A 15,113-nucleotide genomic window follows, 5' to 3' on the forward strand; every position below is an offset into this window, starting at 1 on the left:
CAGCCGACGCCGAGGTCGAGTTCGGAGTCGACGCCGTCCTCACCGTTCAGCAAGGCCCAGGCGCCGCTGCCGCCGAGACCGGAGCGTTTTTCATACGTCCAATCGCGCAAGCTAACCAGCGGTGAGATGGCGCAGTTGACGATAAAAGCTCCCTCACGGGCGTGGCGCGGCACGTCTAACCAACCGCCGGCGAAATCGACCCGCAAAGGCGATTCGGTAGGGGCCTTGACCCACTTGACGATGCCCGAGGTAGACACGGGATCGAATTTCGGTGGAGTCTTCGGCAGCACGCGATAGGTGCAGCCGACTTGATCACAGAGGTCGCGTTTGATCGCCTCGTATTGATCGTCCTCGGTGACGGCGAGGATGTCAGGCTTGGCTTCGAGGAAGTAGCTTTTGAAATCGAGACCGAGGTCGTGGTCGGTGCCGATGATCACTTCATCGACCATTCTCAGCCCCTCGAGCACGGCTTTTTTATGTTCGTCGGGGATGGACGACCTGCGTTGTTTGTGATGCCAGAGTACATCCTCGGAGGCAAAACTGACGGTGAGGTGGTCGCCTAACGAGCGAGCTTCTTCAAAAAATTGGAGGTGGCCGGCGTGGATGATGTCGTAGCAGCCGGAGACAAAAATGCGTTTCATGGAAAGTGGGTTGGGAGAAGCTAAGGGTGCTTTTTTAAAGGAAGGTGGGTGGTGTTGGAGGCGATTGAGTGGGAGGCGGCGTGAAGGGCTTCGATCCGGCAGATTGAGGCCAATCTGCCCTACCATCCTCCTGCTCTACCATGACCCGTTAGACGGCTCTTACGGTGCCGCTTTGTTCGGAGTCTAAGAAATTTTGATAGGCGTGCTTGAGGCCTTGTTCGAGGGCAACCGACGGTTGCCAATCGAGTGAGCGGAGGATGCTGTTGTCCATCAATTTACGCGGGGTGCCGTCTGGTTTACTGGGGTCGGTCTCGATGGCGCCGGTGAACCCGACCGCGCGGGCGACCGCTTGGGCAAGTTCCAAGATGGTGATGTCCTCGCCGTAGCCGACGTTGACCCAGTCGGGCGGATTTTCCAATGCCATCAGGTGGAAGCAGGCGTCGGCAAGGTCGTCGACGTAGAGGAACTCACGGCGCGGAATGCCGGTGCCCCAGATGGTGACGGATTCCGCAGCGGATTCTTTGGCCTCATGAAAGCGACGGATCATCGCGGGGATGACGTGGGAATTTTCCGGGTGGTAGTTATCGCCGGGGCCGTAAAGATTGGTCGGCATGGCGGAGTGATACTTCACCCCATACTGCGCGCGGTAGTGCTGGCAGAGTTTCAGACCGGCAATTTTGGCCACGGCGTAAGCTTCATTGGTCGGTTCGAGCTCGGACGTGAGCAGACAACTTTCCGGCATCGGCTGGGGGGCCATTTTCGGATAGATGCAGGAGCTACCGAGGAAGAGCAGCTCTTTGACACCCGCCTGATAGGACCCCTCCACCGCATTGGCAGCGATCATCAGGTTCTTGTAAATGAACTCGGCCGGGTAGGTGCTGTTGGCGTGGATGCCGCCGACTTTCGCGGCAGCGACAATGACTTGATCGGGTCGGTGCTCAGCCAGGTAGGCGTGGGTTTCCGACTGGCTAGTGAGATCGAGGTCTCGGCTCGACGGAGTGAGGGTCTCGGCATAGCCGCGGTCCTGCGCCGCGCGGTTCAGAGCGGAGCCGACCATGCCGCCGGCACCGAGGATGAGGAGGGATTTTAATTCCATCACGAATTGAATTTTAAGTTCTCGGACCCTTAGGATTTCAACTTGCGATAAACTTTCACCAATCGCCGAGCTTGATTTCGCAAATACATTTTGAAGAGACTTAACTTCGTCGCAGTCACATTGAAGAATACCGAGCATTTCTCGATATCAGTGAAATAGTCACCACCCCTTCCCAAAATTTGATACATCTTGCGAAGTGAGGTTTTTTTCTCAGCTGGTAAATGCCAGATCGTCAGGTTGTTCTCTTCTCCATTGACTGTGCAATATAGGCTTCGATCCGTCCAAATTCTCTTAATTAGATCATTCGCAGAGTAATCCTTTCCTCCTACCAAGTGATACACATAGCTGAGCAGGTGAGCCTCCTCGTTGAATTTTTTCAACCCTTTGCTATTACGCTTGATTGATATGTCATAAGCTCTGCGTGCTTCTTTGATTACTGATTCCAAGGCTTTGTAATCACCAAAGAATATTTCACCACCAGCATACTTGATCACATCAGTAGTAACCTGATCAGAATATTCGCGACCTAATTCTGCCAACTCATAGTTGGTGAGCCCGTTTTCAGAAATATCATCCGCGTCCCACAGAGTATACTGGAGAACACCTAATTTTTTAACTCGATCGATGATTTCTTGATCGACGGGTTTTACAAATAGGCAATCGCTATCCAGTAGCATCACTTGTGAAGTTGGACTCACTTTACGCCAAAGAGTTTCGAGCGCATCGATGACTATAAACTGGGTATTCCATCCTGTGTGATAACCTTCCGGCGGTCGGGTGATTGAATCAAACTCTACGAGTTCAACATTGAAGCGATCTAGCAAAGATCTGTAATCGTAACCATCAATTGTCTCAGGTGGCATTTTATTCACCAATAGAATCTTACGAGCCTCCGGGTGATGGGCGTGTGCACTGGCGTAAAGGCACACTGCAGATCGCCAATAATGATTTTTTACCCGTTGTGCTCCAATGTTAGTGCCGACTTGGGGATGATTTGAATTATCCCCTTCATCGGCGGAAAACATCCATGAAACGATTACCAAACTCTCATCTATATTACTCTTTGCCATTATCTTTTAATGTTTTGCTTCATCCTTACCTTACATTCAGACTCGCTCTTTTCGTAGGGATGATCTCACTCCTTACTGAAAGTCACATCGTAGCCATGTTGTTTCAGCAGGGCGTGGCGTTTGGCTTTATCGAGATCGTTGGCGACCATTTCGGCGCACATTGTCTCGACGGTGATCTCGGGGGTCCAGCCGAGTTTCTCCTTCGCCTTGGTGGGATCACCTAACAGGGTTTCCACTTCGGCGGGGCGGAAGTAGCGGGGGTCGACGCGGACGATGACATCGCCGACGGTGACACCCGGCGCCTTTTCAGGGTCGGTGATGGCGCTGACTGTGGCGGTTTCCCCGACGCCCTCGCCACTGAACGAGAGTTCGATGCCTGCTTCCTTGGCGGACAGGCGCACGAAGTCCCGCACGGAAATTTGGCTGCCGGTGGCGATGACAAAATCATCGGCCACCTCTTGCTGCAGCATCATCCACTGCATACGCACGTAGTCCTTGGCATGTCCCCAATCGCGCAGGGCGTCCATGTTTCCAAGGTAGAGACAATCCTCTAGCCCATAGGCGATATTGGCGATGGCGCGGGTGATTTTGCGTGTGACGAAGGTTTCGCCGCGGCGCGGTGACTCGTGGTTGAACAGAATGCCGTTACAGGCATACATGCCGTAGGCCTCGCGGTAGTTCACCGTGATCCAGTAGGCATACATCTTGGCCACGGCGTAGGGAGAACGTGGGTGGAAGGGGGTGGTTTCCTTCTGCGGCGTCTCCTGCACCAGACCGTAAAGTTCCGAGGTGGATGCCTGATAGAAGCGGGTCTTCTTTTCCAATCCCAAAAAGCGGATCGCCTCTAACAATCTCAGCGCTCCGATGGCATCGACGTCCGCGGTGTATTCCGGTGACTCGAAGGAAACGGCGACGTGGGACTGGGCGCCGAGGTTGTAGACCTCATCCGGCTGAATCTCACTGATGATGCGCGTGAGGTTCGAGGTATCGGTGAGATCGCCGTAGTGCAGGTGGAAGCGGGCGTTCTCGATATGAGGGTCCTGGTAGATGTGATCCACCCGTTCGGTGTTAAACGAGGAAGCACGGCGTTTGATCCCGTGGACTTCATAACCTTTCTCAAGCAGGAATTCTGCCAGGTAGGAACCGTCTTGGCCGGTGATGCCGGTGATGAGTGCTTTTTTCATGAGGGTATTGGTGATTGTTGACCGCGAATTTTGCGAATTGGGCGAATTTTGACGCGATGGAGCGAAATGTGAGGGACGATGAGCTTTGGTCCGGCGGATTGAGGTCAATCCGCCCTAGCAAGAGTTTGTTAGATGACGCTGCGGAAGTAGTCGATGGTGCGGTCGAGGCCGGTGTCGAGGTCGACGGTCGGTTGCCAATCGAGCTTTTCCTTCGCCAGGGTGATGTCGGGCTGCCGCTGTTTGGGATCGTCACCAGGAAGGTCTTGGAACACCAACTTCGACTTACTGCCGACCTTCGCCATGATGTGTTCGGCCAGCTCCAACATGGTGAACTCACCGGGGTTGCCGATGTTGATGGGGCCGGTGATTTCATCCTGGTTCATCAGGCGGACAAAGCCTTCAATCAGGTCGTCGACGTAGCAGAACGAACGTGTCTGCTGGCCGTCGCCATAAATGGTGATGTCCTCACCGCGCAGGGCCTGACAGATAAAGTTAGAAACCACGCGACCGTCCTCCGGGTTCATCCGCGGGCCGTAGGTATTGAAAATCCGCACAATGCGGATATCGACCCCATTTTGGCGATGATAGTCCATGAACAAGGTCTCGGCAGCGCGCTTGCCTTCATCGTAGCACGATCTGATACCGATTGGGTTCACATTTCCCCAATACGACTCTGGCTGTGGGTGGACATCTGGGTCGCCGTAGACTTCGGAGGTAGAAGCTTGGAAGACTCTGGCTTTGCAGCGCTTGGCCAGACCGAGGCAATTGATCGCGCCCATGACGGAAGTCTTGATGGTCTTGATCGCATTGTATTGGTAGTGCGGTGGCGAGGCGGGGCATGCGAGGTTGTAAATCTGATCGACCTCGAACTTGAAGGGATCGATGACATCGTGGCGAACCTGCTCGAACATCGGGTTCCCTGCCAGATGAGTAATGTTCTGTTTGCTACCGGTGAAGTAGTTATCGAGAGAGATGACCTCATTGCCCTCAGCGAGGAGGCGGTCGCATAAGTGAGAGCCAAGGAATCCAGCTCCACCGGTGACAAGAATTCTTTTCATAGAGTGTTAGGTATAGTTTAGTGCTGAGAGAATAGTAGCCTTAAGGCCTTGTTCGAAATCGATTTGGGGGGTCCAGCCAAGCTGCGTGAGTCGATCGGTATTCATCGCGTAGCGCATGTCATGGCCGGGGCGATCCTCGACGTGCTCGATTAACTGCTGGTGTTGAAATACTCCAGCTTCACTGTTAGAGTCAACACATCGATCGATGATATCGCAAAGTTGCCGGATCAGATCGAGATTCACCCGCTCGTCGCCGGTGGAAATGTTATAACTCTCCCCCAACCGGCCGTGGTCCAAGACGGTGATGACGGCCCGGGCGTGGTCCTCGACGTGAATCCAATCGCGCACCTGATTACCAGCACCAAACACCGGGATCGGCTTGCGGGCGAGAGCCTGGGCAATGACCTTGGGGATGAGTTTTTCCGGATGTTGGCCGGGGCCGTAATTATTCGCGCTGTGGGTGATCAGGCTGGGGATGCCGTAGGTGCGCGACCAGGCACGAACCAGATGGTCTGCTGCGGCCTTGCTGGCGGCGTAGGGAGAACTGGGTCGATAAGGTGCGGACTCCTTGGCTTTCTCCTCGCCCACCAAGTCGCCGTAGACTTCATCGGTGGAAATCTGCACCAGCCGGAAGGTTTCGCGTTCGGTCTCGGTCAGCGTTTCGAGGTGAGAGCGCAGCACTTCGAGCAATGCATAGGTGCCAGCCACATTGCTGTGCAAAAATGGCTCGGGCGAACCAATCGAGCGATCGACGTGGGTTTCTGCGGCGGCATGAATGACGGCACCGATCTGGTAGTCCGCCAGCAGCTGGCGCATCACGGCCTGATCGTTGACGTCCGCTTTTACAAAGTGGTAGTTCGCGGAGTGCCGGCACTCATCGAGTCGGGATAAATCCGCCGCGTAAGTGAGTTTATCCACGTTCACCACCTGGCCGCGTTGCTCACGCACCAGCTGGCGGACGATGGCCGAGGCGATGAAACCAGCACCACCTGTGACCAGGATATTCATAAGATCAGTGGGCTCGCAGGGAGAGCCGACAGCAAGAAGTGGCTGCGCCGAAACCGACGCACCCTATCCTGCCTAGCCTTTGCCGATGGCGTAGACCGAGAAACCTTTTTCCTCGAGCGCTGCGTGATCCAGAAGATTGCGACCATCGAAGAGGAAGGCGGGTTTATACATGTTTTCGAGCACACGATCGAAATCGGTGTCGCAGAATTCATCCCATTCGGTCATCACGGCGACACCGTGCGAGTGCTCGGCCGCCTCTTCGCAGGACGAGCAGATGGTGAGTTGCTTCTCGATCACCTCGGCTGGCACACCAGCGTATTTCAGGTCGGCGTGGATACTGGCTTCCGGCACGCGGGGATCGTAAAGTGCGATCTGCGCACCTTCTAACAACAGGTCTTTACAGACATAAATCGATGCCGACTCGCGGGTGTCGTTGGTGTCCTTTTTAAAGGCAAAGCCCCAGATGGCAATGCGTTTGCCGTTAACGGTATTGAACAAGGTTTTGACGATTTTCTCGGCGAAGCGGGACTTCTGCCAATCGTTCATCTTAATCACGCTGTCCCAGTATGCGGCCACCTCAGGCAGGCCGAAGTGCTCGCAGAGGTAGACGAGGTTGAGGATGTCCTTCTGGAAACACGAGCCGCCAAATCCGACGGATGCTTTTAAGAACTTGGGTCCGATGCGGGAGTCCATGCCAATGGCGCGGGCTACTTCATCGACGTCGGCACCTGTGGTTTCACAGAGAGCGGAGATCGAGTTGATGGAAGAAATCCGCTGGGCCAGGAAGGCGTTGGCAACGAGCTTGGAAAGCTCCGACGACCAGAGGTTGGTGGTCAGGATGCGTTCGCGGGGAATCCACTGATTGTAGACATTGACCAGAGTTTCCACAGCAGCATCACCGGCTTCGGTTTTCTCGCCACCGATGAGAATACGGTCGGGGTTCTGCAGATCGGTCACTGCGGTGCCTTCGGCGAGGAACTCGGGGTTCGAGAGCACCTGGAATTTTCCATGCTCGGAGTTGGCGCCGAGAATCGCATTGAGTGCCTCGGCGGTGCGCACGGGAATGGTGCTTTTTTCCACAATGATCTTCGGGCCTTTGCTGACCTTGGCGATCATGCGGGCGGCCGACTCGATGTAGCAGAGGTCTGCAGCGCGACCGGCGCCCATGCCGTAGGTCTTGGTGGGAGTGCCCACGGCGACGAAGATGATGTCCGCCTCGGCCACACGCTCCTCCACCTCGGTGGAGAAGAACAAATTGGTGCCACGTGACCCCTCGACGATTTCCTGCAGGCCGGGCTCGAACACAGGGAGCTCGTCCGAGTTCCATGCGCCAATCCGGTCTTCGTTAATATCGACCACATCCACGCGGATGTCCGGGCACTTAGCGGCGATCATCGCCATGGTGGGGCCACCGACATAGCCGGCGCCAATGCAGCAAATTCTTTTAGGTAATTTCATGAAATATATTATGCGTTGAATGATTTGAGAGCGGCGATCACAGCGTCTTGCTGGTCGCGGTTGAGTTCGGGGTAGACCGGAATGCTAAGCACGTTAGATGCCAGTTCATCGGTGACCTTCAGCGAGGTGCGCTGCAGGCTTTCCAGGTGGGCAAAACATTGCTGCTGGTGCATCGGCACCGGGTAGTAAATTTCGCAGCCGATGCCATTTTCCGTGAGGTGCTCCTTGAGGGCGTCACGCTGTCCATGTTCCACGCGCAGAGTGAACTGGTTCCAGATGTGTTCGTAGCCGTCTTGCTCGACCGGTAAAATGACTCCCTCGAGATCTTTGAGCTGCTCTTTGTAATAAGCGGCATTTTCCTGACGTTGACGGGTGTAGTCCGCGTAGTGGGAGAACTTCACGCGGAGCAGTGCCGCCTGCAGGGCATCGAGGCGGAAGTTGCCACCGACCATTTGGTGGTAGTAGCGCGGGTGCATGCCGTGGTTGCGCATCTTGATGGCAATGTCTGCCAGCTCATCGTCCTGGGTGACTAACAGGCCACCATCGCCAAGCCCTCCGAGGTTTTTCGATGGGAAAAAGCTATAGGTTCCGAACTCGGACATGGCGCCGCATGAGCGATCGCCAAACTTCGCTCCCAGCGACTGCGCAGTATCCTCGATGACCTTCAGCTCGTGCTTCTCGGCAAAGGCGGCGCAGGCATCCATATCGACCGATTGGCCGAACAGGTGCACGGGGATGATGGCTTTGGTTTTGTCTGATAGACACTGCTCGGCCGATGCAAAATCGATGTTGAAGGTGTCCGGATGGCAATCGCAGAAAACGGGGGTCGCTCCGGTGCGGGCGATGCAACCGGCGGTGGCGAAGAAGGTAAAGCTCGGGCAGATCACCTCGTCGCCCTGGCCAATGCCGAGAGCCATCAGGGCGAGCAGGATGGCATCGGTGCCGGACGACACACCGATGGCATGTTTGACTCCGAGGAATTCGGCGAGTTCGGCCTCGAACTGCTCTACCTCTGCGCCCATGATGAAGCGTCCGGTTTCGAGCACTCCGTCAAAAGCTGCCCGCAACTCCTCCGCGATGGGATGATTCTGGGCGTTTACATCAAGTAGTGGTACATTCATAGGTCTTGCGGCATGCCGAGCATGCGTGGTGGGGCACGAAAGACTTTGTTAGACTTTGTGCTGTTAGTCGTCAATCCCCTCTGAGGGGTAAAATAGTCACAAAATGATCCCAGTCCTGTTCAAGTAGGAGGGGAAGCGCGCCGGAGAACGGCGCACGATGCGCCACTGGTGTGTGGCGGCAGAGCGGGGTTTTTGGTGGTGGGGGTGGATGGAGTGAGGCCGGGGGGAATGGCTTCGATCCGGCAGATTGTGGCCAATCTGCCCTACCATTAAACAGATTGAGGAGAACCTGCCTTACCATCAAACAGATTGCGCTAATTCCTTTGTGATGGCTTCAGTCGGACACGCAATTTGCCCTACCAAATAGATATCAGGGCAAGCTGCCCTGACTAACCAGGCCATCTGTCTGGGCAGGATGGCCCGGTCCATTGGTAGGGCTCGCCGGGATGACGAGCCCTTGTTGAGGTCTAGATGATCATACCTGCGGCGACCGTTTCATTAGTCATTGCATCGATGAGGATGAACGAGCCGGTGGTGCGGTTGCGCTTGTAGGAATCGTAGATCAGCGGGGCCGAGGTGCGCAGGGTGATGCGACCGATGTCGTTGAGCTTGAATTCGAGGTCGTCTTCAATCTTGTGCAAGGTGTTGATGTTCACCTTGTAGTTCACCGCCTTCATCAGCGCCTTGGCCTCGCGGGAGGTGTGGCGGATGATGTATTTTCCACGTGGCTGCATCGGTTTGTCCGAGAACCAGCAGATCATGGCATCGATGTCCTGACCGACATGCGGCGGGTTGTTCGATTTCACGATCATGTCGCCACGGGAGATATCGATTTCGTCCTCCAGGGTGATGGCCACGGACAGCGGAGCGTAGGCTTCACCCACTTCCTTGCCGTCGGCATGGATAGCTTTGATCTGGGTGGAAAATCCGGAAGGCTGCACGGTGACTGCGTCGCCCGGTTTAAAAACGCCACCGGCGACTCGACCTGCGTAGCCGCGGAAATCGTGCCACTGATCGGACTGGGGACGGATCACCCACTGGACGGGGAAACGTGCCTCGACATGGTTCTCCTGGTTGCCGATGTAAACGGTCTCGAGGTGGTAGAGAAGGGATGAACCTTGATACCAGTCCATGTTTTCCGACTTGTCCACGACGTTGTCGCCATTCAGAGCTGAGATCGGGATGAAGGTGATATCCACCACATTGTCCAGGCGGGAGGCGAAGTCTTTGTAATCCTCGACAATCTTGTCGTAGACCTCCTGGGAGTAATCAACGAGGTCCATCTTGTTGACGCAGACCACGATGTGCTGGATGCGCAGCAGGCTGGCGATGAAGGAGTGGCGGCAGGTTTGCTCGATGACGCCCTTGCGGGCATCCACCAGGATGATTGCGAGGTTCGCGGTGGAAGCACCGGTGACCATGTTGCGGGTGTATTGAATGTGGCCCGGAGTATCGGCGATGATGAACTTGCGCTTCGGCGTGGCGAAGTAGCGGTAGGCCACATCGATGGTGATCCCCTGTTCGCGCTCGGCCTTGAGACCGTCGGTCAGCAGGGCGAGGTTCACATTTTCATCACCGCGGGATTTGCTGGACTGCTCGACGGCGTCCATTTGATCCTCAAAGGTGTTTTTGGAATCGTAGAGGAGACGACCAATCAGCGTGGACTTGCCGTCGTCGACGCTGCCGGCCGTGGTGAAGCGGAGCAGGTCCATATCGAGGTAGCCGGAGGTATCGGCGGAGGATGGGAGATCTGAGGTGGATGGTGTAGACATCGGAAAAATTGAGTTAGTGTTAGATGAAACGGGTGTGGGGCTGGGGCAAGGCCTAGAAGTAACCTTCCTTCTTGCGGTCCTCCATGGCGGTTTCGGAACGTTTGTCATCGGAGCGGGTGCCACGCTCGGTCTGGCGGGCGGAGGCCACTTCCTGAATCACGGCATCGATATCCGCCGCGGGAGATTCCACGGCACCGGTGCAGGTGGCATCGCCGATGGTGCGGAAACGGACGATTTTCTTCTCCACCGTCTCGTGCTTTTGCACAGTGACAAAGTCGGTGACGGCGAGCAGTGAGCCGTTACGCATGAAGACTTCGCGTTCGTGGGAGAAGTAGAGATTCGGCAGGTCGATGTTTTCCTTTTTGATATACTGCCAGACATCCATCTCGGTCCAGTTCGACAGCGGGAACACGCGAAAGTGCTCGCCGTGTTGCTTGCGGCCGTTGAAGATATTCCAGAGCTCGGGGCGCTGGTTCTTGGGGTCCCACTGACCGAAATCGTCACGGTGGGAGAAGAAGCGCTCCTTGGCACGGGCCTTTTCCTCGTCGCGGCGACCACCACCGAGGGCGGCATCAAATTGGTTCTCCTCGATGCCGTCGAGCAGGGTGACGGTTTGCAGTCCGTTGCGGCTGGCGTTGACGCCGGTTTCTTCGGTGACGCGGCCTTGATCGATGGAATCTTGCACGCTGGCAACCACCAGGCGGGCGCCGATTTTCTCCACAAACTGATCGCGAAACTCCATGGTCTCAGGGAAATTGTGGCCGGTATCGACGTGCATCAGGACGAAGGGAATCTTGGCCGGGGCAAATGCCTTGTAGGCGAGATGCGCCATGACGATGGAGTCCTTTCCTCCGGAGAAAAGCAGAACGGGGTTCTCAAACTGGGCGGCAGTCTCACGGAGGATGAAAATCGCCTCCGATTCGAGATGGTCAAGGTGGCTGAGTGCGTAGGATGACATGGTTAGATAGTGATGACGGGTGTCGGAAAATTAACAGCCTGCGCTTGGCAGGGAGATTCTTGAGGTGACGAGGCTGAGCAGCTGCTCGAGGCAGGCTTCGAGTGAATGATCTTCGGTGTTGAGCACCAGATCGGCATGGCTTGGCTCTTCGAAAGCGGACGCCTGACCGGTGAAGTTGGCGATTTTGCCGGCATCGGCCTTGTCGTAGAGACCTTTGACATCGCGCTGGCGGCAGGTCTCGAAGGAGGCTTTGACATAGACCTCGAGGAAATCGTCATCGCCAATGATCTCGCGGGCGGACTGGCGGAAGGCCTCGCGCGGAGTGATCACAGAGACCAAGACAATCGCTCCGGTGCGGACCACGGACTTGGCCATTTCCGCAACGCGGCGGATGTTCTCGCAGCGATCCTCATCGGTGAAGCCGAGATTGCTGTTCAAGCCGCTGCGGAGGTTATCGCCATCGAGCATGGCCACCAGGCGACCGGCGCCGTGGAGTTGGCGTTCCAAGGCGTTGGCAATGGTGGATTTGCCGGAACCGGATAGCCCATACAACCAGATCACCTGACCGCGCTGCCCAAGGAGTTGCTCCTTTTGCTCACGTGGCACTTGGCGTTGGTATTCCGGGTGGATATTGGTCGCTTGGCTCATGAAATGATAATTAACGGAAATGCTGGCTCGGCTTGTTGGCTCTCCCCTGCCCCTCGACGGCGACTTATTCGCTGCTGCGCGCAAGCCCTTGCTGGTCAAGCGGCGTGATTGGGTTGAGGCGAAGATCGAAGACGACTGAAAAAAGCCTGCTTCGGGTCGGCCGATGCGTTGATTTGGCCCAGACCCTCAGTGCAAACAAGTTAAAAACATTGTTATGTTTATAATCTTACTAATGATTAAGGCGTAAGGTCATGACTTTCAGCGATATAGGAAGCCTTGAAAAGTTTGACATCACGCTGCCGCCCTTGGTCGATTGACCGTTTGTTAGCCAAAACCATGCGGATGTGTTTGAAAAAATGCGCAACCCGGAACGAAAAAACCCACCTCCGGCTGCTGAAACAGACCATAGAGGTGGGTGTATGTTCAATAATAAATGAACAATTTAATTTTGGCGAAGTATCGATTCGCCTTGGATCGTTCCTTAGAGGCTCGCGAATTTGCGATCGACCGCAGCCAGAACCACCTCTTCGAGGCGTTCGTTGCGCAGGCGTTCGATGACATCCGTGGAGAATCCGATGGCGATCAGGCGGCGTGCCTGCTGCGGTGGAATACCGCGGGCGCAGAGGTAGAAAATCTCCTCGTCGCTGATGCTGGCGGAGGTGCTTCCGTGGGAGCACTTCACCTGGTCGGCGTTGATTTCCAGACCGGGCATGGAGTTTGCCTCGGTGGTGTCTTCCATCAGCAAGTTGCGGCAGGTTTGATAGGCATCGGTGTAGTGCGCTCCCTCATCCACCAGGATCAGGCCTGAGAACACGGTCTTGGCATTGCCGTAGAGGGTGTTCTTGTAGAGTAGATCACTGTTGGTGTGCGGTGACGCGTGCTGCTGGTAGGTGCGTTGGTCGTATTGCTGCGTGCCGGATGGAACCGAGCAGGAAAGCATGTCCGAGTGCGCACCCTCTCCGGCCATCAGGCTGAGAGCTTCGTTGCGCGCCCATTGGGCACCTGTGTTCGCGGTGAAGGCGGTGGCGTGGGCATCACGACCGACCTTGGTGACGTTCACCTGAATCATACGACTGCTCAAGTTCAGCTCCTGCACAGCGCAGTAGGTGAGCTTCGAGCCATCGCCGGCGATGAGATCGTTGACCGCAATGCAGAGGCTGGTGTCGTCGTCATTGGCGGAAGCAAAGCGATCCAACACGCTGACCTCAGCGTTTTTACCGGTGATGATCAGGGTGTGAGGGAAAGCAATTTTGTTCGACCCGGAGATGGTGTGGCTGACCTCGATGGGCTGCTCTACCTTGACGCCGTCTGGCACGTAGACAAAGAGTCCACTTTTGAGGTTCGCCTTGTGGAGAGCGGCGAACTTGGCGGACCCCAGACGGGTCTCGCTTTTCATGAAGTGTTCTTTAACAAGCTCTCCATGCTGTTCGAGTGCCTCCTCGAAAGGCAGGCAGATGACACCCTCCGGAAGGGACGGGATGTCGTATTGGATGTTGCTGCTTTCCTCGGGAGTGAAGTCCTCGAAGGCCAGCTGCTTGAGATTACTGAAACGCCAAGTCTCATCCTTGCGCGATGGCATGGGCAGGTCTTGGTATTCTTTCTGGGCCTGCTCTTGGAGATCGGCGAACCAGGTGGGAAGTGTGATGGTCATGTTATGAGAAATATTTGATTGGACGGATCCGTCTGATCGGACAGATCACAGAATGTTAGCCGACGCTGCCTTCCATCTCGAGATCGATCAGGCGCTTGAGTTCGACGCTGTATTCCATCGGGAACTCGCTGACGAGATCGTTGATGAAACCGTTCACCGCCAGGGACATGGCGGCCGCTTCGGAGATACCACGCTGCTGCATGTAGAAGAGCATTTCCTCACTCACCTGCGAGACGCTGGCCTCGTGCTGAGTGACGTGCTGATTGCCTCGCACCGTGATCGCCGGGTAGGTATCGGTTTTACTGTTGGCGTTGATCATCAGGGCATCACACTCAGTGTTGTTCTTGCAGCCTTTGAGATGCTTGGGAATGTGAACTTGGCCCCGATAAGTGGAGCGACCTTCGCCGACCGAGATCGACTTGGAAACCACGTTCGAGGTGGTGTTGTCTGCTGCGTGGATCATCTTGGCACCGGTGTCCTGATGCTGACCGCTGTTGGCCAGCGCGATGGAGATCACCTCGCCGCGAGCGCGTTCGCCTTTCATGACGACACCCGGGTATTTCATGGTAAGACGGGAGCCGATGTTACAATCGATCCAGCGCACCTCGGCATCCTCCATGGCGAGGCCACGTTTGGTCACCAGGTTGAAGACGTTGGAGCTCCAATTCTGCACGGTGACGTATTGAATCTTGGCACCTTTCAGGGCGACCAATTCCACCACGGCCGAGTGCAGTGTGGAGGTTTCGAATTTCGGTGCGGTGCAGCCTTCCATGTACATCACCTCGGATCCTTCATCGGCGATGATGAGCGTGCGCTCGAACTGACCGAAGTTTTCCGAGTTAATGCGGAAGTATGCCTGCAGCGGGTGTTTCACCTTCAGCCCCTTCGGGATGTAGATGAACGATCCACCGGAGAAAACGGCGCTGTTCAAGGCGGAGAATTTGTTGTCACCGGTAGGGATGACTTTACCGAAATAAGGGCGGAAGATTTCCTCGTGCTCCTTCAGGGCTTCGGTGGAGTTGACGAAGATCACGCCATCCTTTTCCAGCTCCTCTTTGACGTTGGAGTAGGCGGCTTCGGAGTCGTATTGAGCTTCCACACCGGCGAGGAAAGCACGTTCCTGCTCAGGCACGCCGAGACGTTCGAAGGTCTCCAGCACTTCCGGAGGAACTTCATCCCAGCTGCGCTTCGGCTTCTGGCCGTCGGAGAGGTAGTAGCGGATTTTATCGAAATCGATGTTCTCCAGATCCTTGGTCGCCCAGTTGGTGGGCATTGGTTTCTTGAGGAACGTTTCCAACCCCTTGTGACGGAATTCACGCACCCAGTCAGGATCATCTTTGACGTCACTGATGTAGTCTACTGTATCAGAGGAAAGCCCTACGCCGGCGTCAAATTTGTGGTTTTCAGGAAAGCTGAAATCGCCCTTGGCGCGATCGACGTCGATCGCC

General features: G+C 55.7%; 13 protein-coding genes. All 13 read right to left on the minus strand.

Annotation, left to right across the window (positions count from 1 at the left end):
• Positions 1-641: FAD synthase family protein (locus JO972_RS16430; RefSeq protein WP_309491178.1), on the minus strand; the 641-nt coding region annotated here is incomplete at its 3' end.
• A 148-nt stretch (positions 642-789) separates the two neighbouring features.
• Complete coding sequence (locus JO972_RS16435; RefSeq protein WP_309491179.1) at positions 790-1,737, minus strand: GDP-L-fucose synthase family protein; 948 nt, start codon at positions 1,735-1,737, stop codon at positions 790-792.
• A 29-nt stretch (positions 1,738-1,766) separates the two neighbouring features.
• Positions 1,767-2,762 carry a hypothetical protein gene (locus JO972_RS16440; RefSeq protein WP_309491180.1) on the minus strand — a complete coding sequence of 332 codons (996 nt, stop codon included), beginning with the start codon at positions 2,760-2,762 and terminating at the stop codon, positions 1,767-1,769.
• A gap of 110 nt (positions 2,763-2,872) precedes the next feature.
• A complete protein-coding gene (gene gmd / locus JO972_RS16445; protein ID WP_309491181.1) occupies positions 2,873-3,991 on the minus strand; it encodes a GDP-mannose 4,6-dehydratase in 1,119 nt (372 codons plus the stop codon).
• 128 nt (positions 3,992-4,119) lie between these two features.
• Positions 4,120-5,049: a UDP-glucuronic acid decarboxylase family protein gene (locus tag JO972_RS16450; RefSeq protein WP_309491182.1), complete on the minus strand. Its 930-nt coding sequence runs from the start codon at positions 5,047-5,049 to the stop codon at positions 4,120-4,122.
• Positions 5,050-5,055: 6 nt separating this feature from the next.
• Entirely contained in the window at positions 5,056-6,057 is a 1,002-nt protein-coding gene (rfbB, locus tag JO972_RS16455) for a dTDP-glucose 4,6-dehydratase (protein ID WP_309491183.1), read from the minus strand.
• Between the two features lie 72 nt (positions 6,058-6,129).
• Positions 6,130-7,515: a UDP-glucose 6-dehydrogenase gene (locus JO972_RS16460; RefSeq protein WP_309491184.1), complete on the minus strand. Its 1,386-nt coding sequence runs from the start codon at positions 7,513-7,515 to the stop codon at positions 6,130-6,132.
• 8 nt (positions 7,516-7,523) lie between these two features.
• A complete protein-coding gene (locus JO972_RS16465) occupies positions 7,524-8,636 on the minus strand; it encodes a DegT/DnrJ/EryC1/StrS family aminotransferase (protein ID WP_309491185.1) in 1,113 nt (370 codons plus the stop codon).
• 467 nt (positions 8,637-9,103) lie between these two features.
• Entirely contained in the window at positions 9,104-10,408 is a 1,305-nt protein-coding gene (gene cysN, locus JO972_RS16470) for a sulfate adenylyltransferase subunit CysN (RefSeq protein ID WP_309491186.1), read from the minus strand.
• 52 nt (positions 10,409-10,460) lie between these two features.
• A complete protein-coding gene (gene cysD, locus JO972_RS16475) occupies positions 10,461-11,366 on the minus strand; it encodes a sulfate adenylyltransferase subunit CysD (protein ID WP_309491187.1) in 906 nt (301 codons plus the stop codon).
• Between the two features lie 30 nt (positions 11,367-11,396).
• Positions 11,397-12,014, minus strand: a complete 618-nt coding sequence (gene cysC, locus JO972_RS16480; protein WP_309491188.1) for an adenylyl-sulfate kinase — start codon at positions 12,012-12,014, stop codon at positions 11,397-11,399.
• 481 nt (positions 12,015-12,495) lie between these two features.
• Positions 12,496-13,665, minus strand: coding sequence for a Fe-S cluster assembly protein SufD (sufD, locus tag JO972_RS16485; RefSeq protein ID WP_309491189.1), 1,170 nt, complete (start codon positions 13,663-13,665; stop codon positions 12,496-12,498).
• 55 nt (positions 13,666-13,720) lie between these two features.
• Entirely contained in the window at positions 13,721-15,109 is a 1,389-nt protein-coding gene (sufB, locus tag JO972_RS16490) for a Fe-S cluster assembly protein SufB (RefSeq protein WP_309491190.1), read from the minus strand.
• Positions 15,110-15,113: the final 4 nt, after the last annotated feature.

The sequence above is a fragment of the Oceaniferula flava genome, assembly GCF_016811075.1.
Lineage (GTDB): Bacteria > Verrucomicrobiota > Verrucomicrobiia > Verrucomicrobiales > Akkermansiaceae > Oceaniferula > Oceaniferula flava.

What these genes read in the sequence shown, in the direction of transcription:
- JO972_RS16435 (WP_309491179.1), bottom strand. Translation starts at nt 1,737, where the DNA reads ATGGAATTAAAATCCCTCCTCATCCTCGGTGCCGGCGGCATGGTCGGC.
- JO972_RS16440 (WP_309491180.1), bottom strand. Translation starts at nt 2,762, where the DNA reads ATGTTTTCCGCCGATGAAGGGGATAATTCAAATCATCCCCAAGTCGGC.
- gmd (WP_309491181.1), bottom strand. Translation starts at nt 3,991, where the DNA reads ATGAAAAAAGCACTCATCACCGGCATCACCGGCCAAGACGGTTCCTAC.
- JO972_RS16450 (WP_309491182.1), bottom strand. Translation starts at nt 5,049, where the DNA reads ATGAAAAGAATTCTTGTCACCGGTGGAGCTGGATTCCTTGGCTCTCAC.
- rfbB (WP_309491183.1), bottom strand. Translation starts at nt 6,057, where the DNA reads ATGAATATCCTGGTCACAGGTGGTGCTGGTTTCATCGCCTCGGCCATC.
- JO972_RS16460 (WP_309491184.1), bottom strand. Translation starts at nt 7,515, where the DNA reads ATGAAATTACCTAAAAGAATTTGCTGCATTGGCGCCGGCTATGTCGGT.
- JO972_RS16465 (WP_309491185.1), bottom strand. Translation starts at nt 8,636, where the DNA reads ATGAATGTACCACTACTTGATGTAAACGCCCAGAATCATCCCATCGCG.
- cysN (WP_309491186.1), bottom strand. Translation starts at nt 10,408, where the DNA reads ATGTCTACACCATCCACCTCAGATCTCCCATCCTCCGCCGATACCTCC.
- cysD (WP_309491187.1), bottom strand. Translation starts at nt 11,366, where the DNA reads ATGTCATCCTACGCACTCAGCCACCTTGACCATCTCGAATCGGAGGCG.
- cysC (WP_309491188.1), bottom strand. Translation starts at nt 12,014, where the DNA reads ATGAGCCAAGCGACCAATATCCACCCGGAATACCAACGCCAAGTGCCA.
- sufD (WP_309491189.1), bottom strand. Translation starts at nt 13,665, where the DNA reads ATGACCATCACACTTCCCACCTGGTTCGCCGATCTCCAAGAGCAGGCC.